This is a genomic window from Zoogloea oleivorans, assembly GCF_008107625.1.
GTDB classification, from domain to species: Bacteria; Pseudomonadota; Gammaproteobacteria; order Burkholderiales; family Rhodocyclaceae; genus Zoogloea; species Zoogloea oleivorans.
Genome location: NZ_SDKK01000036.1, coordinates 16,948 through 37,498 on the forward strand (window position 1 = coordinate 16,948; position 20,551 = coordinate 37,498).

Consider the following 20,551-nt stretch of genomic DNA (forward strand, 5'->3'; position numbering starts at 1 on the left):
ACCCGGCGGGGCACCTCTCCTCCCGAAAACTCCCGCCGGTTTTTGCATCCTGTCGCGCCCGATGGCCCGACAGGATTTTTTTTGTGGGTCGGACTTCAGTCCGACAGCGCCGGTTCAGCCTTGGGAGTCGGACTGAAGTCCGACCCACGGGGGGTTAATCGATGAGTCCTTCCGTCGGCGAGCTGGCGCTGGCCTGATAGGGCTTCCTTGCCATGCGTCCGGCGAGGAAGGCGTTGCGCCCGGCGCTCACCGCCTGGCCCATCGCGGCGGCCATGCGCACCGGGTCGCCGGCCATGGCGATGGCGGTGTTCATCAGCACCCCGTCGCAGCCCAGCTCCATCGCAATCGCCGCGTCCGAGGCGGTGCCGACGCCGGCATCGACGATCACCGGCACCTGGGCCTCGTCGATGATGATGCGCAGGTTCCACGGGTTGAGGATGCCCATGCCCGAGCCGATCAGGCTGGCCAGCGGCATGATCGCCACGCAGCCGATGTCCTCCAGCATGCGTGCCTGCACCGGGTCGTCCGAGCAATACACCATCACCCGGAAACCGTCGGCCACCAGCTGCTTGGCGGCCATCAGGGTTTCGGGCATGTTGGGGAAGAGGGTGGCCTGGCTGCCCAGCACTTCGAGCTTGACCAGGTTGTGGCCGTCGAGCAGCTCGCGGGCCAGGCGCAGGGTGCGCACCGCCTCGAAGGCGCTGTAGCAGCCGGCGGTGTTGGGCAGGATGGTGTAGCGCTGCGGGTCGAGCACGTCGAGCAGGCTGGGCTGGTCCGGGTCCTGGCCGATGTTGGTGCGGCGGATTGCCACGGTGACGATCTGCGCGCCGCTGGCCTCGATGGCATCGCGGGTCTGGGCAAAATCCCGGTACTTGCCGGTGCCCACCAGCAGGCGCGAGCGGAAGGTTTCGCCACCCATCGTGAAGGGGGTGTCCAGCGGTGCGGCGACGTGTGCTTCGATCTTTCCCATTTTTATTAGCCTCCTCCAACTGCAATCACAACTTCCACCCGGTCATCCACCGCGAGGCAGGTGCTCCCGTAGCGGCTCTTGGGGACGATTTCTCCGTTCACTTCGACGGCCACCCGCTTGCCGGTAAAGCCCAGGTCGGCCACCAGGTCGGCGATGTGCCAGGGGGCGGGCAGCTCCCGCGGCTGGCCGTTGAGGCTGATCGGCACTTTCATGCGGCCTCTCCCGGCAGCAGGCCACTGCCGGCGGCCAGCTGGTCGGCCCGGTAGGACGAGCGCACCAGCGGCCCGGCGGCCACTTCGACAAAGCCCAGGCCGAGCGCCGTTTCGCGCCAGCGCGCGAACTCTTCGGGCGGCACGTAGCGCTCCACCGGCAGGTGCGAGGGCGAGGGGCGCAGGTACTGGCCGAGGGTCAGGATGTCGCAGTGGTGGGCGCGCAGGTCGCGCATGGCTTCGAGCAAGTCTTCGTCGGTTTCGCCCAGGCCGAGCATCAGACCGGACTTGGTGGGCACCGTCGGGTTGCGCGCCTTGAAGTCGGCGATCAGGCGCAGGGAGGCGGCGTAATTGCCGCCCGGCCGTACGGCCCGGTACAGGCGCGAGACGGTTTCGAGGTTGTGGTTGAAGACATCCGGCAGCGCGCCGCCGAGGATTTCCAGCGCGAGTTGTTCGCGGCCGCGAAAGTCGGGGGTCAGGACTTCGATCTGTACGGTCGGCGTTGCGCTGCGGATCGCCGCGATGCAGGCGGCGAAGTGGCCGGCGCCGCCGTCGCGCAGATCGTCCCGGTCCACCGAGGTGACGACCACGTAACGCAGCTTCATGGCCTTGACGGTGCGGGCCAGGCGCGCCGGTTCGTCGGCGTCGAGTGCGGCGGGGCGGCCGTGGGCCACGTCGCAGTAGGGGCAGCGGCGCGTACAGATGCTGCCCATGATCATGAAAGTGGCGGTGCCGCGGGCGAAGCACTCGCCGATGTTGGGGCAGTCGGCCTCTTCGCAGACGGTGTGCAGTTCCTGCTCGCGCAGCATCTGCTGCAGGGCCAGCACGGAGGCGGTGCCGGGGTCGCGGGCGCGCAGCCAGGATGGCTTGGGCGGCGAGGCCCGGCTGCTGTCCACTTTTACCGGAATGCGCGCCAGCTTGGACGCACCGCGCAGGCTGACGGGAGCGGCTTGGGACATGGGAGTCTCCTTGGGGTTGGGGGCCTTTGTGGGTCGGACTTCAGTCCGACTGCACGCATTCAGCCAGGGGATGTCGGACTGAAGTCCGACCCACAGGGGGGCGCCGTATTCCTGTAGGTCGGACTTCAGTCCGACAATCCGGGGAGGCAGGCCTTAGCCGATAAATCGCGCGATGGCCCGGTTCACGTCGTTGGCGGCTTCCATCTGCACCATGTGCCCGCGATTGCCGAACACTTCCACCTGCACCTTGCCGGACACAGCGTGGGCGTGGGCGACCGGGATGATCCGGTCTTCCTCGCCCCAGATCACCAGCACCGGCTTGCCGAGCTTGTTCAGCGACTCGGCCATCACGCTGTTCTGGCGGCCGTTGGCAAAGAGCTTGGACGACAGGGTGCCCAGCGCGGCGCCGACGCCTTCGAGGCGCTTGTACTTGAGCAGATCGTCCACCAGCTGGCGGGTGACCAGGCTGCTGTCGGCGAACAGGTCGGCCAGGAAGGGCTTGAGGGCATTGCGGCTGGCCGACGACACGAAGCCGTCGATGTAACCGGTGTTGATTTCCTCGCCCAGCCCGGCGCTACCGATCAGGCTCAGGGAGCGGACCTTGGCCGGGTGGCGGGTGGCCACCGTCAGCGAAACCGCGCCGCCCATCGAGTGGCCGACGAGGTGGGCGGATTCAACGCCGACCGCGTCCATGAAAGCCGCGACGGTGTCGGCCAGGGCGTCGAGCGTGCCTTCGCCCACATCCTTGGTCGATTCGCCGTGGCCGGGCAGGTCGAGGGCATACACCTCGCGGTCGGCGGCCAGGGCTTCGTGGTTGAACAGCCAGTTGTTCAGATCGCCACCAAAGCCGTGGATCAGCAGCATGGCTTCGCCGCCTTCGCCGCGCTTGAGATAGCGCAGCTTGTGGCCATTCACCTCGATCTTCTGGGTGGTGGGGCCCTGGTCTTCGGCGTCGCCCTCGACGGGCTTGAAGTTGGCGAGGAAGTCGGCCACGAAGGCGTCGATGTCGGCGTCGGTCACGCTGGCGTCGGCAATGATGCCGAGCAGGCCGCCCACCGGCAGCACGTCCTCTTCGCTGGCGGCCTGGCGGCGCAGCACGCCGGAGACGGCCGCCTCGACGGCCCCGGCGATCTTCTCGCTTTCCACCTCGACGATTTCCTGGCCCTTCTCGATGGCGTCACCCACCTGCTTGAGCCAGCCGTTGACCTTCCCCTCCTGCATGGAAAGGCCCCACTTGGGCATGGTGATCGCGTGAATTTCAGACATTACTTGTACTCCTTGGTGCTCTGCACGGCGGCGATGATCTTTGCTGCGCTGGGGATGTAGAGCTCTTCCAGCGTGTCGCTGAAAGGCACGGGGGAATGGAAGCCGGTGACCTGGCGAATCGGCGCCTTGAGGCTGCCGAAGACCCGCTCGGCGGCCAGGCCGGCGATGTCGGAGGCCATGCTGCAGCGCGGGTGCGATTCATCGACGACGACCAGCCGGCCGGTCTTCTCGACGCTCTCCAGAATGGTGTCGGTGTCCAGCGGCGAGGTGGTGCGCGGGTCGATGATCTCGCAGTGGATGCCTTGCTTCTGCAGCTCGGCGGCGGCTTCCTGGGCCTTTTGCACCATGCGGCCGATGGCCACGATGGTCACGTCGTGGCCTTCGCGCACTACCGCGGCTTCGCCGAAGGGAATGGCGTAGCTCTCTTCGGGCACATCGCCTTCCATGGTGTACAGCGCCTTGTGCTCAAGGAAGATCACCGGGTCGTTGTCGCGGATCGACTGGATCAGCAGGCCCTTGGCGTCGTAGGGGTTGGACGGCACCACCACCTTGAGGCCCGGGATGTGGGTGAAGATGTTGTACAGGCACTGGGAGTGCTGGGCCGCGGCGCGGAAGCCGGCGCCGTACATGGCGCGGATCACCACCGGGGTTTCCGATTTGCCGCCGAACATGTAGCGGAACTTGGCGGCCTGGTTGAAGATCTGGTCGAAGCACACGCCCAGGAAATCCACGAACATCAGCTCGGCCACCGGGCGCATGCCGACGCAGGCCGCGCCGATGGCGGCGCCGACGTAGCCGGATTCGGAGATCGGGGTGTCGATGACCCGCCCCGGGTGCTTGTGATAGAGGCCGCGGGTCACCCCGAGCACGCCGCCCCAGGCGTCCTGCTCGCCGGGCGAGCCTTCGCCGCCGGCCACGTCTTCACCCATCACGATCACGTTCTGATCGCGGCTCATTTCCTGGTCCAGGGCTTCGTTGATAGCCTGCTGGTAAGTGATCTTTCTTGCCATGTCGGTCTCCTCTTTTTTCTTGGGTGCGTGTTTAGTAGCTGACGTACACGTCGGTCAGCAGATCGGCTTCGGTGGGTTTCGGATCGGACTTGGCCTTGACGACCGAACCGTCGATGAGGGCCTTCACGTCGGCGTCGATGGCGTCCAGTTCGGCCTGGGTGATTTCGCCGCTGCTGGTGACGCGGCGGGCGAACTGCAGCAGGCAGTCCTTGGTGTCGCGGATGGCCTGCACTTCACCGGGGGCGCGGTAGGTTTGCTGGTCGCCCTCGAAGTGGCCGTAGTAGCGCGACAGCTTCACTTCCACCAGGGACGGGCCGCCGCCTTTGCGGGCCCGGTCGATGGCGGCGCCGGCGGCTTCATACACCGCGAAGAAGTCGAAGCCATCGACGGTGATGCCCGGCATGCCGAAGGCCGAGGCGCGGTCGGCGATGTTGTCGCAGGCCACCGAGAACTTGGACGAGGTGGCTTCGGCGTAGCCGTTGTTCTCGGCCAGGAAGATCACCGGCAGGTTCCACACCGAGGCCAGGTTCATGGCTTCGAAGATGGTGCCCTGGTTGGAGGCGCCGTCGCCGAAGAAGCACACGCTGACAAAGGGCTGGTTGCGCAGCTTGGCCGCCAGCGCGGTGCCGCACACCAGCGGGCCGCCGCCACCGACGATGCCGTTGGCGCCGAGCATGCCCACCGACAGGTCGGCAATGTGCATGGAGCCGCCCTTGCCCTTGCAGGTGCCGGTCTTCTTGCCCCAGATCTCGGCCATCATCCCCACCGGGTCGACGCCCTTGGCGATGCAGTGGCCGTGGCCCCGGTGGGTACTGGCAATGTGGTCGTCGGCGGTGAGGTTCATGCACACGCCGGTGGCCGAGGCTTCCTCACCGGCATAGAGGTGCACGAAGCCGGGGATTTCGCCGGTGGCGAAATCGGTGTGCAGGCGCTCTTCGAATTCGCGGATGGTGCGCATGGTGCGATAGGCCTTCAGCAGGTCCTCGCGAGTCAGGGTCTTGGTCACGGTTGTCTCCAGGTTGTTGGCTTTATGTGTTGCATCCGGGGAAGGCGGGCGCGCCTGCTCCAGGATTCGGTGCGGGGTGCGCGCTCATGGCGCGGCACTCCGGATCAGGTCGCGGACCATGGCCCCCCGGCGCACGGCGGCGGCGAGGGTGGCCGGCACGTCGAGGCTCAGGGGGCCGTCCAGTTCGAGGGTCACGCTGTAGGTCTGGTGGCCGTTCAGTTCGATTTCGCGCTCGCCGTCGAGGGCGATGCAGCCTTGTTCCGTGCGGATCTGCATCGACTGTCCGGGCGCCAGCAGGCCGTGTTCGTCAATGCCCACCGGCGTTACCAGGCCCGGCGCGATGGGGGCGAGGACGCCGAGGCCACTGGTGGCGCAGCGCACCCAGCTGCCGCGCGGCACGTCGCGGCCCACCGGTTCCAGCATGGCGGCGATGCTCGACAGACCGATGGCGTCGGGCTCGGCAAAGGTCACGAAGAGTTCGGCGATGGTGCTCGGGTCCCACACGGCGCGGGCCCCCAGGTGCATCTGGCGGGTGACGCAGACATCCACCAGGGCGATCTCGTCCACCTTGCTGCCGCGTACGCGGAGCAGCTTGTTGCGCCGGGCCGCTTCACTCACCGGCACTGCGCCGGTGGCCACCAGGCCGGCGGCAAGGCCGGTGAGGGTGGGTTCGCGCAAATCCGGAAAAGCGTTGTTGGTGCCCGACGACAGGGTGGCCAGCGGGATGTCGCCGCACTCGCCGGCAACGATGCGGTGGGTGCCGTCGCCGCCCAGTACGACGATCACCGCCACACCGGCGGCGCGCATCTGGCGTACGGCTTCCTGGGTGTCGCGGGGGCTGTCGGTCAGCGGCATGGGCACAAAGTCCACCACCGGCCAGGGCTGCAGGCCCTGCGCCCGATGGCCGTCGATGGCGCGGATCAGGCCGGCGGCAATGCCGACCATGTCCGGCATCATCAGCACGTGTTCCACCCCCACGGCCCCGAAGGCGCCGAGCAGGCGCTCGATCATGTTGATCTTTTCCACTGTCGGAAAGACCAGCGCCTTGCTGGTCAGCCGGCGAATGTCCCGCCCGGAGGCCGGATTGGCGACGATGCCGATGGAGGGGGTGGTGGCAATGTGTTTCACAATTGGACGCTAATCGGTTTGTGTAATTGACTCCCCATTCAGCACGTGGCGTGCCAAATTCAGATTGAATTCCGTTTTGCTGCGCTGCGGAAGCTCGCCGGGCCTTTTGTATAAAGGGTTTTTGCGGCGTTTTTATTTTTTCATGGTGTGGAGCGGTATTTCTTTCCGGTCGATCCGTATCAATTGGCCTGAGTCATGAAATCGAGAAAATGAGACACCTGTCTCAATTCTCAGAGACAAACGTCAGCATTGATTTAATTGCCGTAGCGGAATAGGCTTCGCCCCACCAAAGGATGGTTTTCCTTAAAACACTCCCGTATATAAGGGGGAATTAAAATGATTCGGAGACAAGGCGAAATCGCCCGCCACGTGGAACGCGTGGTCGAGGTGGTGGAGCGTGGTGTTTGCCTGCAGAGAAACCCGGGGCAGGATCGACTGACCCGGTCGTGGCAACGCTCATTGAGCAAATACCAGGTGGACCCTTCCCTGGCCACCACACCCCAGGTGGTGACCGCCATGGAATTGCGCGAGCACCGGGACCGGATGGACGCCTTCATGCGCATTGCCCGCGAAGGCCTGGACCGCCTGCACCAGCAACTGCGTCCCTCCAGCTATTGCGTGCTGCTGACCGACGCCACTGGTGTAACGGTGGATTTCCGCACCGTGCCCGAGCAGGATAAGGAGTTTCGCGCCCAGGGTTTTCGCAACGGCACCCGCTGGTCGGAGATGGAAGAGGGCACCTGCGGTGTCGGCACCAGCCTGGTGGACGGCCAGCCCATCCTGGTGCACCGGGGCGAGCATTTCCGCTCCCACAACATCGGCTTCACCTGTAGCTCGGCTCCCATCCTCGGCATCGACGATCAGCCGCTGGCGGTGCTCGACGCATCGGCGCTGTATTCCCCGGAAGGGCGCGACAGCCAGATGCTGGTGTTCCAGATGGTCATCGAGAAGGCGCGCCTGATCGAGGACGCCTTCGCCTTCCACAGCCTGCGCCAGCACTGGATCCTGCAGCTCGGCTGCACGCCGGAACTGCTCAATGTACAAACCGACTACCTGCTGGCTTTCGACGACGCCGGCCTGTTTGTCGGCGGCAACCGCAAGGCCCGCAAGGAATTGATGCAGCGCCCGGGGCGCACTGCCCAGTGCGTCTCCGATCTGTTCGAGTGCTCGGCCACCGACCTGCTGGCCGCCGCCCACGCCCGTCCGGGGCAGGCGATCCCGCTGCGTCTGCTCGACAGCGGCGAGCGCATCTTTGCGCTGCTGCGCGTCCCCGACGCCCGCCGCCAGACGCCCACCACCCAGTCCAGCGGCGTGTCGGACACCAACGGCTGCAACGAGGCGCGCGGCTTCGGCCACCTGGCCACCGAAGACGCGCGGGTACGTACCAATGTCGACCGCGCCCTCAAGGTGGCCAACCGCGACATCCCGATCATGCTGATGGGCGAAACCGGCACTGGCAAGGAAGCCTTCGCCAAGGCCATCCACGATTGCAGCAGCCGCTACAAGCAGCCCTTCGTGGCCCTCAACTGTGCGGCGATTCCCGAAAGCCTGATCGAGAGCGAACTGTTCGGCTACCGGGATGGCGCCTTCACCGGCGCCCGCAGCAAGGGCGCCCGCGGCAAGATCATCCAGTCGGACGGCGGCACGCTCTTCCTCGATGAAATCGGCGATATGCCGCTGGTGCTGCAAAGCCGGCTGCTGCGCGTGCTGGCCGAAGGCGAGGTGCTGCCCCTCGGCGCCGAGGAGCCGATTCCGGTGAAGCTGCACATCGTCTGTGCCACCCACCAGAACCTGCCGACCCTCGTCGAAGAAGGGCGCTTCCGCGAAGACCTGTATTACCGCCTCAACGGCGCCGTGTTCATCCTGCCACCCCTGCGCGAGCGGGACGACATCGGCGTGGTGATCGACCGGGTGCTGGTGGAAGAAGCCCGCGCCATGGGCCGCGAGGCGATCCGCCTGGCGCCGGAAACCCGCGACGCGCTGCTGCGCCACGGCTGGCCGGGCAACATCCGCCAGCTCCGCTATGCCATGCGCTACGCCTGTGCGATCTGCGAAAGCAATCTGCTGCACACGGCGCACTTTCCGCCGGATCTGTTCATCGGGCCACGCATTGCCGCGCCGCGCGCCCTGCGCGAAGAGGTGAGCCGGGCGGCCCCGGTGCTGGCGGCGCCGGAGCCCGATCTGCCGCCGCTCAAGGAGAAAGACCTGGTGCTGCGCCGGCGCATGCTGGAGGTGCTGTCTCGCAACCAGTGGCAGGTGACGGTGTCGGCGAAGGAACTCGGGCTGTCGCGGGCCACCTTTTACCGCAAGCTGTCACGGCTCAACATCGTGGCGCCGAATCGGCGGGAGGGATAAAGGGTAGGGGCGACCTGTAGGGGCATGCCGAGGCTGAAATGCACAAATGCAAGCCTCTCCGATACTTTTAAGTGCCTGGAAGTCCCTGAGGAAGGGGGCGACAAGTAGCCGTGCCCGGACGGGATGGTTGGAGAGGAAATCCTGCTATTTAGTTCTTTATGGTTTCGGCGAGACGCAACATTGCCGTTTCAATTTCATGTTCCGTCAAGGATGCGTAGCCCAGTACCCAACCGAACTGCTTTTCCGGCCCCAGATACAGCCGACTCAGTCCAGGCAACTGCACGCCTGCACCCGCTGCTTGCCGAATGGTCTTCGCCTCGGACCATCCTTGCTTCAAGACGCACGGTATCTGCATTCCCCCCTCCGGTCGCAGGGGCGTGACTATCCTTCCAAGATATTTGTCGATAGCTTCGAGCATTGCCTGCCTGCGACCAGCGTATAGCTTGCGCATGGCTCGAACATGGGAATTGTAGTGTCCCTCTTCCATGAAGCGCGCCAAGGTCAATTGAAGAATCTGCGGCGTGTGTCCATCCAGGATGCTTCGTGCGTTGGTAAATGCACCAACGAGTTGATGGGGCAGCGCCATGTACCCCATTCGCAGACCTGGATAGAGGGTCTTGCCGAAGGTGCCGACATAAAGCGTTCTTTGGTATTTGTCCAAGCCTTGAACGCACGTTGTTGGCAGGCCGTCGTAATGAAACTCGCTGTCGTAGTCGTCTTCGATAATCCATTTGCCGGTTTCGGCAGCCCAGTTAATCAAGTCGAGTCTGCGCTCCAGTGACAAGGTGGCTCCCGTGGGGTACTGGTGAGAAGGCGTCACGTAGACGCAACTGGCGCCGCTGCGGTCCGCCCGCAGGAGGTCCGTGCGTATGCCTTGTGTATCAACGTCGACAGGGACAACCCTGGCCTCGGCGGATTCGAAGGCCTTCTTTGCACCAAAGTAGCCGGGGTTCTCCATCAGGATCGGCTTGCCGGCATCGACCAGTAATTGTGCGCACAGGAACAGTGCTTGCCTGGTGCTGCTGAGCACCAATATCTGTTCGGGGGAAACCTTGGCGCCACGCTGGAGATTCAGGTAGGTGGCAATCTCCTCGCGCAGCGGCTCTGCGCCTTGAGGGTCGCCGTGCAGTAGGACCTGAGCGCGATAGTCCTTTGATACCTGGCGCTGGAGGCGCTCCCACACATCCGTGGGAAATGTGCGGGTTTCAGGCAAACCTGTGGCAAAGGCTTTGATGGCTTGCTGATCGGAAATTCCGCCACTGTCGAGGATCATCCGGCCACGCCTGCTCAGGCCTGCGCCGGGTGCGGTCTCATTGCACTTCGGGGTTTCAGGCCTCTGGTGCCGACGTTCGGCACCTCGCAGTTCGGTGCCCATCGTCTCTGGTACATAACTGCCAGAACCCTTTCGTCGGATGACGAAGCCATCGCGCTGAAGCTGCACGTAGGCGTTTTCAACGGTGTCACGGGCAACCCCCAGTGACCTGGCCAGCGCGCGCGTGGCAGGCAGCTTCACGCCAGGCCCCAGTGCGCCGTCGAGTATCAGGGCACGCAGGGCACGCTGGATGCGTTGATGTAGATCCAGGCGTTGAAGGTCCGCGTCATTCAACCGCATCTTCAGCGTTTCAAGCTCAAGTGTGCTTTTCATGTGGTCTGCTCATCTGTCGAGGTTCTGGTCGAGTTGATCAAAAGTGGTCTGCAAGTAATCGATAAAGTGTCATGTCGTGGCAGTCCATTGTGGCGGTATAAAACCACTTTCGACACCAGGCGTCTCACACTTCAGAGGGAATCATCAAGTCATGCCCACTTCAAGCTCTCCACCATCTGTTCAATTTCGCGACCTCGTTCACCCGATTGTGGCTGGCCTCATCTCGGTCATCGTCAACTACGGCGGCACCTTCATCCTGGTCTTTCAGGCCGCCAAGGTGGCAGGTCTCAACCCGGAACTGACGGCGTCATGGGTATGGTCGATTTCGATTGGCGTAGGGGTGACGGGACTTGTCCTCAGCTGGATAACACGTGAACCGATCATCACGGCTTGGTCCACGCCGGCGGCGGCGTTCCTGGCTACCGCACTGGCCACGACGCCCTATGCCGAGGCGGTGGGCGCATACCTGATCTCGGCCGCTGCTTTCGTGGCGCTGGGTCTATCGGGCTACTTCGAGAGGCTCATCCGCCTCATTCCGCCCGGTGTGGCCGCCGGGCTGTTGGCGGGCATTCTGTTGCAGTTCGGTATCGGAGCCTTCGGCGGGGTGAGCATCGACCCGCTGCTGGCGGGCTTGCTGATCGTGGCCTATGTCGTGCTCAAGCGGTTCAGCGCACGCTATGCCGTGATCGGCATTCTGATTCTGGGGCTGGCGTTTCTGCTCACCCAGGGGCGTGTTGATCTGTCGGGTCTGCAATTGCAGTTCGCCGCGCCGGTCTTCACCATGCCGGTGTTTACACTCAATGCCTTGCTCAGTGTGGCGTTGCCGCTGTTCCTGATTACCCTGACCGGACAATACATGCCCGGCATGCTGGTGCTGCGCAACGATGGTTTCAAGACCAGCGCCAATCCCATCGTGACCCTTACCGGGCTGGGCTCGCTGCTGATGGCGCCGTTTGGCTCCCATGCGTTCAACATCGCCGCGATAACGGCGGCTATCTGTACCGGCAAGGAAGCGCACGAAGATCCCTCCAAACGCTGGGTCGCGGGCATGGCGGCCGGCATCTTCTATATTCTCGTCGGGGTGTTTGGCGTGACGCTCGCAGCGGTCTTCATGGCCTTTCCGGCGGCCTTTATCACCACGCTGGCTGGCCTTGCGCTGTTGGGCACGATCGGCAGCAGTCTCGCCAGCGCCATGGCTGACCCGAAGTCCCGCGAAGCCGCCCTGATCACCTTCCTGGCCGCCGCGGCCAATATCAAACTGTTTGGTATTGGCGGGGCATTCTGGGGACTGGTGATCGGCCTCGTGGCTTACGCGGTGCTTCTTGGCCGTTTGCCGCGCCACGAACCGGCACACAAGGCGGGCCTCACTGCCATCTCCGGCCCGGTGACCGGCAAAGGGGCGATCGCTTGATGTGTTCCTGCAAGTCAACACCTCTGGCGAAACCAGCAAGTACGGTCTGCCTCCCGCTGACGTACCGGCCTTTCTCCAGGCTTTGCCGGCATTTCCGGTGCTACGCACACTGCGTGACCGGCTTCGCCAAGGCGCACCTGCCTGAACGAACTGTCCATGGGCATGTCTGGCCCACCAAACCCGATACCGAGGAGCCCCGTTCATGAAAGTCACCGTTGCCATCCGGCCGCGCCCGCCACGGGTGTGTGATGAGGCACAGAGCGACGACATCGTCGCGCGTGGCTCGTCCTTTTTTTCCGGCTCATCCAGATCACAGGACCACAGCATCATGCACGCCCCATCGGTAACCCTTGCCGAATTCGACGCCGAGCTTTCCGAGGCTATCCGTAACGAAGAGCGCCGTCAGGAAGACCACATCGAACTGATCGCATCCGAGAACTACGCCAGCCCGCTGGTGATGGCAATCCAGAACTCGGTCTTTACCAACAAGTATGCCGAGGGCTATCCGGGCAAACGCTACTACAGTGGCTGCGAGTATGTTGACGTTGCCGAACGCCTCGCCATCGAGCGCGCCAAGGCGCTTTTCGACTGCGACTACGTCAATGTCCAACCGCACGCCGGTGCCCAGGCCAACGCCGCGGTCTTTCTGGCGCTGGTCAAACCCGGCGACACCGTGATGGGGATGAACCTGGCCCACGGGGGGCACCTCACCCACGGCAATCCGTCCAACTTTTCCGGCCGGCATTACAGGATTGTTCCCTACGGCCTTGATCCGGAGACTGGACTGATCGATTTCGACGAGATGGAGCGCATTGCCCTGGAGGCCCGGCCCGGGATGCTCATCGGTGGCTTCTCCGCTTATTCCCGGCATAAGGACTGGGCGCGCATGCGTGCCATCGCCGACAAGGTGGGGGCCATCTTGTGGGTGGACATGGCCCACGTGGCCGGTCTGGTGGCGGCCGGCGAGTATCCGGATCCGTTGCCTCATGCCCACGTGGTAACCAGCACCACCCACAAAACCCTGCGGGGGCCACGTGGCGGCATCATCCTGTCCAAGGGCCAGGGCGAAGACTTCTACAAGAAGCTCGACTCTGCGGTATTCCCTGGCGTCCAGGGCGGCCCGCTGATGCACATCATTGCCGCCAAGGCGCTTGCGTTCAAGGAGGCTCTGTCGCCCGAGTTCAAGACCTACCAGCGGCAGGTAGTGACCAATGCCCGTGCCATCGCCGCCGTGCTCCAGCAACGCGGCTACAAGATCGTCTCCGGGGGGACTGACAACCACATGATGCTGATCGACCTCTCCGACAAGCCCTACACCGGCAAGGATGCGGATGCAGCCCTGAGCGATGCCTGCATTACGGCGAACAAGAACTCGGTACCGAATGATCCGCGCTCGCCCTTTGTGACGTCAGGGCTGCGTATCGGCACTCCGGCCGTCACGACCCGTGGCTTCGGTGTGGCGGAATGCGAGCAGTTGGCAGGCTGGTTGTGTGACGTGCTGGACGCGCTGGAGTCGGGCTCCAGTCACCAGGTGGCGTGCCATGTTCGGGAGCAGGTGGCGGCCTTGTGCCGTCGTTATCCTGTGTATCGATAAGCCGTTGGAGCGTGTGAAGCCCGGTCTGCACTGGCCGGGCCGGTATGGCCAGTGTTGCGGGGATACCTGCAGTTTGCTTTTGCCACGGAATTCAAGTGTGGGCGAATAACAAGCAACAAGATTCCCTAATCCGGTTATTGCTGATTATGCAGTCGGTGAAAAAACACGCAGACGATGAGCATCCGGCTCAAGAGCCACAAACGTGTAGCCGAAGTCCATCCGGCCGGAAATATCAAAATCCATCGAATTTTCGATCTCTGGCGTTGATCTTTCGATCCCGGCGGTCGATTAATCGGATCCAGAGATCGATTAATCGATGGGTTTCGTTATTTTTCGGACGGAATCGTCCGAATTTTCAATCCGAAAGATTGAATTTTCGATGCCGGAGGTGAATTAATCGATCCGGGGGGTGAGTTTTCGGTCGTGGAGGTCGATTAATCGGGCTCGGGGGGAGAAATTTCAGCGAATGACCTGGAAAATCCTCTCGTGGCCGGCGATGTTTTGCTCAGGAGCGGTGTTTCGGTGGGTCGGACTTCAGTCCGACGATGGCAAAACACCCCAAATTCGCCTCGAACACAAGATATCTGAGGCTCCCGTGAAAAAGCGCACTGTTTGAATGGCGGCTTAGCCGCTGACGGGATGTCGCCGCGTGGGCGGCTGTTATGATCAAAGCGGTAACGAATTTTACGGTTTTTGAAAAATTAAAACTTCTTGATGGGATGGCTTGCATGAAAAAAAGACCGGGCTTGATTCGCCGCACACTCACCACAATGCTTATTGCAACGGCGGGTATTGCCGGCAGCGCGCAAGCATCGATCGTCAATCTTGAAGGTGTGACGTCTTGCTACGATTTGGACTGCAATAATGTCCAAGGCTTCGATTTTTCATTTTTTGCTGCGGGCTGGGGCGTCAGCGACGACGGCAACAATTACTTCAACCGTAATGGCCGCAGCGCCAGTGAAGGGTTGGTTGGGGCCCGTGGCGCCCGCGATGCGACATCTACGCTCTATGTTTCGATGACGCAGTCTGGTGGCGGCGCATTTGATCTTGGCCAACTTGATATGGCGACTGGGTACTCGGGCTTCGCCGGCAATGCGATGATTGAGGTTATCGGTAGCTTGTCAGGGGGCGGGCAGATTTCGGAGCTGATCGAAGTGTCTTCGGCATGGAATACTTTTTTTCTGACGGGCTTCACGGGAGTGACCGAAGTCACGTTCCTCACGCGTAATGCGGTGGCCGGTGTCAGCATCGACAATCTGAATAGCGAAGGTCGCGGGACCGTGCCTGAGCCTGGTTCTCTGGCCCTCATTGGCTTGGGACTTGCCGGCCTGATCGAGCGACGTCGCCGCAAATCGGCCTGATGACGCATGGCAAAGAACAGGGCCCCTTCGGGGGGCAGGTCCGCAGTCTGAAGGTGGCGCATTAGAGGCCGTGGGTCGGACTTCAGTCCGACAACGCCGGTTCAGCTGGCGGTGCGGGTTCCGCCGACTGAGTCGGACTGAAGTCCGACCCACGGGGGCGATCCCGGTCAGCGGCACATCGTCTGCACCGCCCGCCGGGATGGATGGCTTTTACGCTTTCGTGGACGGGTCCGCGTCGTCCTTTTTGGCCGTTTTCTGATCCGGCTCGCGGGCGCCGAAGGCCTGGAACATGGAAAAGAACGAATGCGTGAAGGCGTCGTGCATTTTTTCCATGTCGGTGACCATGTGTTCCCACGCGTCCACGCCGGAGGCCTTCATTTCATCCAGCTTTACGGTGGCAACTTTGGATTGCTCACGCAGCTTGACCATCTCGTCCTTGTATTTCTGACGGGCTTCTTCCTTGGCTTCCTTGGCCGTGGCCTCCAGGTCGTGCATTTTCTTGTTCAGCTTGTCGAGTTGAACTTCCATCTTGTCGATGTATTCGGCGCGTTTTGACATTGTGATAAGCCCTTGCTGTTGAAAGTGATGGTCGGGAAACAAGGGCAGAATGTTCATAAAGCGGGGGAGGGTCTGTACGGTCTCGCACAAAAGGGGCCGTGGGTCGGACTTCACTCCGACAGCGCAGGTTCAGCCGACAGCCCCGGTTCAGCTGGCGGTGCGGGTTTAGCTGGTTGAGTCGGACTGAAGTCCGACCCACAGAGGATGCTTGTCTTCAGGGTTGCTGTTTGCCGAGGTATTGCAGGTAGGCGACCAGTTCCCAGATCTGTTCTTCGGTAAAGGCGGCGCCCCACGGCGGCATCACGTCGGCGCCCTGGCGGCCTTTGTAGATGGTTTCGTAGGCCATTTCGGCGGGCAGATCGGTGCGGCCCTTGAAGTCGGGGGCGCGGCCGCCGATGCCTTCGAAGCCGTGGCAGTAGCCGGCACAGGTCTTGGCGAAGCGGCGTTTGCCGGCGTTGATGCGGGTTTCGTCGTTGAGATCGAAAGGCGCCAGCGGGCCGGTGCTCTGGCCGCCGGGGGTGGCGGCGAGGCGCTTCACGTAGGCCACCAGTTGTTCGATCTCGGTGCTTTCGAGCACGGTGCCCCACGGCGGCATGGCCTTGTCGCCGTGCTTGCCGTGGATGATGCGGTCGCGGATCTTGTCTTCGGCGAGGTCGCTGCGCGCGGTGAGTTTCGGCCCGTAGCTGGCGCCGCTGCCGCTGCCGGCCACGCCGGCGCCGTGCTCGCCGTGGCAGCTCACGCACAGCTGGTCGAAACGGGCCCGGCCGGCGGCGATGCGGGCCTTGCCTTCATCGGCGGGAGGCGCCACGGCGCCAAGGTCGGCGATCAGGGCGAGGAGCAGGGCGGCGGGGGCGAGGCGTTGCAGGATTACGCGGATGGGGTTCATTTTTTTCTCTCTGTCCGTATAAGGAAAAAGGGGTGCGGCGTCCGGAGGCAGGCGCCACACCCTATAAACAGCACGACTGGCCGCGTCCGGCCCGGGTCGTGCCGCGGAGCAAAAACGGTGCTTACTCGAGGGTGAAGCCGATCAGGGCAGCGCCGCCCGGCAGGTCCTTGATCTGCGGGAAGGCGCCGGCCAGGAAGCCCGGGGCGTGGGAGCCGAGGCCGGTCGGGATGACGATGTATTGCTTGCCCTTGACCGCGTAGCTCACCGGGCCGCCGCGGGCGCCGGAGCCGGCGTTGAAGCGCCACAGCTCCTTGCCGTTGTCGGCGTCGTAGGCGTACAGGCGGCCTTCCATGTCGCCGGTGAAGACCAGCCCGCCGGCGGTGGTCAGCACGCTGGACAGGGGCGGCAGCTCGTAGCGGATGCTCCACTTGAGCTTGCCGGTCAGCGGGTCGCGGGCATCCAGGCGGCCGTCAGGCTTCTTGCCGTTGGGCGGCGGCACCAGCTTGATCTCGTCGATGCCCAGCGACAGCGAGGAGATGGCGGTCAGATTGGACGGGTCGTCCTTGCCGGAGACCACTTCGTTGCACACCTCCATGGCGTGGGAGTACCACAGGCCGGTGCCCGGGTTGTAGGCGCCATGGTTCCAGCTGCGCGCGCCGAGCAGGTTGGGGCACAGCAGTTCGCGCTTGCCCGGCTGGGGACGGCGCGGTTCGATGAGGGCGCCGGTCTTGGGGTCGATGCCCTTGGCCCAGTTCATGTTCTCGGCAAACTGCCAGACGTTTTCGAGGGAGCCGTCGGTCTTGTCCATGACGAACACGAAGCCGCTCTTGTTGAGGTGGACGATCACGTCCTTGCCGTCTTTCTTGACCAGCAGGGCCTCGTAGGCGGAGTCGAAGTCCCAGGTGTCGTGGGGGATTTCCTGGCGGTGCCACTTGAGCTTGCCGGTCTTGGGGTCGATGGCGAGCAGGGTGGCGGTGTACTTGTTGTCGCCCTCGCGGCCGGGGGTGTAGTAGTCGGGGGCGGCATTGGAGGTGCCGATGTAGATGGTGTCGGTGCTCTCGTCGTAGGTGCCGGGCATCCACGCCGAGCCGCCGCCCACCTTGCCGCTGTCGCCGGGCCAGCTGGCCGGGTCGTTCTTGATGACTTCAAAGTTCCACACCGGCTTGCCGGTGTCGGCATTTACCGCGTAGATCTTGCCGGCGATGGGCTGATCGCCCCCGGTGGTGCCACCGAAGAGCACGTCACCGGCCAGCTGCGGCGGGGCCGAGAACAGCGCGCCGTACTGGCTCTTGGGGTCGGTCAGCTGGGTGCTCCACACTTCCTTGCCGGTCTTCTGGTCGAGGGCGATGAAGCGCCCGTCGAGGCTGCCGATGAAGACCTTGCCGCGGCCCACCGTCACGCCGCGGCTGGCCGAGGCGTAGAAGGCCTGCTTGGCGATCGGGTTGAGCTTGGCGGTGTAGTGCCACAGGGTCTTGCCGGTGGCGGCATCCACCGCCCAGGCGTTGTTGTCGGCCGAGATGTAGTACAGCACCCCGTCGAGCACGATGGGGGTGGCCTGCAGGCCGTGGGTGATGTTGCCTGGCTGGTGGATCCACGCCACCTTGAGCTTCTTGACGTTGTTCTTGTTGATCTGGGTGAGCGGGCTGTAGCGCCACGCGTTGTAGCTGCGGTGGTATTGCGGCCAGTTGTCCGGGTCGGCATAGCCGGGGCGGGTTTCGGCGGCACAGGCGGCGCCAGCGATCAGCAGCGCGCCGGCACAGGCGGCCAGGCGGAATTGGGGTTTTTTCATGGTCATATTCCTTTTTATTCCGCAGGGCTCAGAACGTGAAGTTGATACCGGCATTCACCAGCGTGGCGGTATTGCCGACACTCGGCACTCCGGCGGCAACGATGCTGGTCTTGATCGTCGCCGCGCTGTCTGCATCCACGATGGCCATCTGCACATAAATCGTGGTGTCGGCGCGCAGGGCAAAGTCGTTGCTCAGCACGATGTTGCGGGTGTGGTCCTTGCTGTTGCGCTTGTCCTTGTTGTCGTAATAGGCAAGGGTCGCGGTGTTTTGCGGATGCCATTTCCAGTCCACGCCGACGCCCATCGCATTGACGTTGGAGACATTGGCGCCGGTACTCAACTGGTTCTTGGCGTTGAGGTAATTGGCCTTGAAGGTGAAATCGCCAAAGGGCACCGCGATGCCGAGCCCGCCGTGCTTGACGTTGTCGTTGGCGGTGGCTTCGTCCTTGATGACCTGATAGGAGGCTGACAGGATGACCGGGCCGGTATAGGAGGCGCCGGCCGCCAGCACGGTGTTCTTGTCCATGCTGCCGGCCTTGCCGCCGGGCGACCACAGCACGCCGAAATTGACCGGGCCAATCGTGTTGCGATACTGGATCGCATTGCTGAAGAAAATACCGACGTCGTTATTGGTATTGCGCTCGGTGCCCGGGGCGCCGGCGGTGGCCGCGTACTGGTTGTAGGCCCAGGCGTAAAGATTGGAGAATTGCTCCTTGAAGGCACGCGGTTCGGTGGCGATATGGGCCAGCAGGGCGGGGCCATATTGGCGGCCAAACGTCACACTGCCCCAGTCGCCCCGCAGGCCCAGGTTGGCCTGACGACGGAAGAAGGGGGTGCCAGTGCCGTCTGCATCACCCGTGCCGTGAAACTTGCCGTTATTGGTATCGAAATGGGCTTCCAGATTGAAGAAGCCTTCCAGACCCTTGCCGAGATCCCGGTCGCCCTTGAAACCCAGTACGGTCTGGCGCAAGCCGCTGGTTTCCATGGAGGTCTTGCTCTGGCCGGTCGGGTCGGCCTTGCTCTGATACAGCAAGCCGGCATCGATGATGCCGTATATCGAGACGTTGTTTTCCGCCATTACCGGTACCGATGCAGTCAATAGCAGCAGCGCGGCGGAGATGTTCTTCCTTTTCAGGCGGCGCGAAACGGGTGTGTGCTGAAGCATGAATGTCTCCTCTTGTTTTTTTCGTCCCGGAATACCAGTCCGGAACGCTGGAACTCCACCGGCCTGAAATAGCCGACGGGCAAGAGGGGAATTGCAACTTCCTTGCCAGAAATGAAATTCCGCTTTCAATCAGGAAAAAGACCCGGGTCGCAGGGAAATAAAGAGACAGGTGTCTCAATTGGGCTTGCGACGCGAGAGACAAACGTCTCTTTGTCGCGCACAGCTATTCCCGTGGGGCGGTCACAGTCCGGCAAAGCCGCCCCGGGGGGCATGGCCTGATATTTGCTGAATTAACCGGCCTGTCAAAACCACAATAGTCCGGACACCCCAAGGAGCCTTCATGAACGCCACCGACAAATTCCTCGCCTCGTCCGCCCACGTGGATGAAGCGGCCATCGCGCCGCTGCCCAACTCCCGCAAGATCTACGTCGCAGGCTCGCGCCCGGATGTCCTTGTGCCGATGCGCGAAATCTCGCAAGCCGACACCCCCACCGGCATGGGCGGCGAGAAAAATCCGCCGATCTTCGTCTACGACTGCTCCGGCCCGTATTCCGACCCTGCCGCCAAGATCGACATCCGCTCCGGCCTGCCGGCCGTGCGCCAGGGCTGGATCGAAGAACGCGGCGACACCGAAGTGCTGCCCGATCTGTCCAGCGAATTCGGCCGCCTCCGCGCCGCCGACCCCAAGCTCGATGAACTGCGCTTCCCCGGCCTGCATCGCAAGCCGCGCCGCGCCCTGCCGGGCAAGAACGTCTCCCAGATGCACTACGCCCGCCAGGGGATCATCACCCCCGAAATGGAATACGTGGCCATCCGCGAGAACATGAACCGCGCCGCCTACCTCGAGAGCCTGAGGAACACCGGCCCGATGGGCGAACGCATGGTCAAGCTGCTCGGCCGCCAGCACAAGGGCCAGGACTTCGGCGCCAGCATCCCCGCCGAGATCACCCCCGAGTTCGTACGCTCCGAAGTGGCCCGTGGCCGCGCCATCATCCCCAACAACATCAACCACCCGGAATCCGAGCCGATGATCATCGGCCGCAACTTCCTCGTGAAGATCAACGCCAACATCGGCAACTCGGCGCTCGGCTCCTCGATCAACGAGGAAGTGGACAAGATGACCTGGTCCACCCGCTGGGGCGGCGACACCGTCATGGATCTGTCCACCGGCAAGAACATCCACGAAACCCGCGAGTGGATCATCCGCAATTCGCCCGTCCCGATCGGCACCGTGCCCAT

17 protein-coding genes are annotated in these 20,551 nt (G+C 63.3%); 5 read left to right on the forward strand and 12 right to left on the reverse strand.

All coding sequences use genetic code 11. From position 1 onward, the window contains the following. Positions 1-154 precede the first annotated feature (154 nt). The 7 genes from ETQ85_RS23465 to ETQ85_RS23495 all read right to left on the reverse strand — a co-directional run bounded on the left by ETQ85_RS23465 (position 155) and on the right by ETQ85_RS23495 (position 6,548). The gene (locus ETQ85_RS23465) at positions 155-919 is read right to left on the reverse strand and encodes a thiazole synthase (RefSeq protein ID WP_407058386.1); all 765 of its coding nucleotides are present in this window, start codon (positions 917-919) and stop codon (positions 155-157) included. Positions 920-975: 56 nt separating this feature from the next. Beyond that, on the reverse strand, positions 976-1,182 hold the full coding sequence (gene thiS / locus ETQ85_RS23470) for a sulfur carrier protein ThiS (RefSeq protein ID WP_222862276.1): 207 nt from the start codon (positions 1,180-1,182) through the stop codon (positions 976-978). Then, positions 1,179-2,138: a lipoyl synthase gene (lipA, locus tag ETQ85_RS23475; protein ID WP_148581474.1), complete on the reverse strand. Its 960-nt coding sequence runs from the start codon at positions 2,136-2,138 to the stop codon at positions 1,179-1,181. Before lipA ends, thiS begins: the two co-directional genes overlap by 4 nt. Positions 2,139-2,291: 153 nt before the next feature. After that, complete coding sequence (locus ETQ85_RS23480) at positions 2,292-3,404, reverse strand: acetoin dehydrogenase dihydrolipoyllysine-residue acetyltransferase subunit (RefSeq protein ID WP_148581475.1); 1,113 nt, start codon at positions 3,402-3,404, stop codon at positions 2,292-2,294. Continuing rightward, on the reverse strand, positions 3,404-4,414 hold the full coding sequence (locus ETQ85_RS23485) for an alpha-ketoacid dehydrogenase subunit beta (RefSeq protein WP_148581476.1): 1,011 nt from the start codon (positions 4,412-4,414) through the stop codon (positions 3,404-3,406). The genes ETQ85_RS23480 and ETQ85_RS23485 overlap by 1 nt, the downstream gene beginning before the upstream one ends. Positions 4,415-4,445: 31 nt before the next feature. Next, positions 4,446-5,420 (reverse strand): thiamine pyrophosphate-dependent dehydrogenase E1 component subunit alpha, encoded by a 975-nt coding sequence (locus ETQ85_RS23490; RefSeq protein ID WP_281283123.1) that lies wholly within the window; start codon positions 5,418-5,420, stop codon positions 4,446-4,448. Positions 5,421-5,504: 84 nt separating this feature from the next. Beyond that, the gene (locus ETQ85_RS23495) at positions 5,505-6,548 is read right to left on the reverse strand and encodes an ATP-NAD kinase family protein (protein WP_222862277.1); all 1,044 of its coding nucleotides are present in this window, start codon (positions 6,546-6,548) and stop codon (positions 5,505-5,507) included. A gap of 336 nt (positions 6,549-6,884) precedes the next feature. Here ETQ85_RS23495 and ETQ85_RS23500 point away from each other — a divergent pair, with 336 nt between their 5' ends. After that, positions 6,885-8,903: a sigma-54-dependent Fis family transcriptional regulator gene (locus ETQ85_RS23500; RefSeq protein ID WP_246128882.1), complete on the forward strand. Its 2,019-nt coding sequence runs from the start codon at positions 6,885-6,887 to the stop codon at positions 8,901-8,903. 148 nt (positions 8,904-9,051) lie between these two features. On the opposite strand, the gene pdxR is transcribed toward ETQ85_RS23500, so the two are convergent. Continuing rightward, a complete protein-coding gene (gene pdxR / locus ETQ85_RS23505) occupies positions 9,052-10,548 on the reverse strand; it encodes a MocR-like pyridoxine biosynthesis transcription factor PdxR (protein ID WP_148581477.1) in 1,497 nt (498 codons plus the stop codon). 151 nt (positions 10,549-10,699) lie between these two features. Between pdxR and ETQ85_RS23510 the strand changes: the two genes are divergently transcribed. The 3 genes from ETQ85_RS23510 (at position 10,700) to ETQ85_RS23530 (ending at position 14,914) form a co-directional block, all read left to right on the forward strand. Beyond that, a complete protein-coding gene (locus ETQ85_RS23510; RefSeq protein ID WP_148581478.1) occupies positions 10,700-11,959 on the forward strand; it encodes a benzoate/H(+) symporter BenE family transporter in 1,260 nt (419 codons plus the stop codon). A gap of 328 nt (positions 11,960-12,287) precedes the next feature. After that, positions 12,288-13,553 carry a serine hydroxymethyltransferase gene (gene glyA / locus ETQ85_RS23520; protein ID WP_148581488.1) on the forward strand — a complete coding sequence of 422 codons (1,266 nt, stop codon included), beginning with the start codon at positions 12,288-12,290 and terminating at the stop codon, positions 13,551-13,553. A gap of 662 nt (positions 13,554-14,215) precedes the next feature. Next, positions 14,216-14,914 carry a PEP-CTERM sorting domain-containing protein gene (locus tag ETQ85_RS23530; protein WP_222862278.1) on the forward strand — a complete coding sequence of 233 codons (699 nt, stop codon included), beginning with the start codon at positions 14,216-14,218 and terminating at the stop codon, positions 14,912-14,914. Positions 14,915-15,124: 210 nt separating this feature from the next. Here the strand turns inward: ETQ85_RS23530 and ETQ85_RS23535 are convergent, their stop codons facing one another. From ETQ85_RS23535 to ETQ85_RS23550, 4 genes are all read right to left on the reverse strand, one after another. Further along, positions 15,125-15,472, reverse strand: a complete 348-nt coding sequence (locus ETQ85_RS23535) for a sll1863 family stress response protein (protein WP_148581479.1) — start codon at positions 15,470-15,472, stop codon at positions 15,125-15,127. Between the two features lie 214 nt (positions 15,473-15,686). Further along, positions 15,687-16,358, reverse strand: coding sequence for a c-type cytochrome (locus tag ETQ85_RS27145; RefSeq protein ID WP_246128883.1), 672 nt, complete (start codon positions 16,356-16,358; stop codon positions 15,687-15,689). Between the two features lie 121 nt (positions 16,359-16,479). Beyond that, entirely contained in the window at positions 16,480-18,147 is a 1,668-nt protein-coding gene (locus ETQ85_RS23545; RefSeq protein WP_246128884.1) for a pyrroloquinoline quinone-dependent dehydrogenase, read from the reverse strand. A 28-nt stretch (positions 18,148-18,175) separates the two neighbouring features. Then, entirely contained in the window at positions 18,176-19,312 is a 1,137-nt protein-coding gene (locus ETQ85_RS23550; protein WP_148581481.1) for a porin, read from the reverse strand. A gap of 340 nt (positions 19,313-19,652) precedes the next feature. Here ETQ85_RS23550 and ETQ85_RS23555 point away from each other — a divergent pair. Further along, a partial coding sequence (locus ETQ85_RS23555) for a phosphomethylpyrimidine synthase ThiC (RefSeq protein ID WP_187394841.1) occupies positions 19,653-20,551 on the forward strand: 899 nt, incomplete at its 3' end.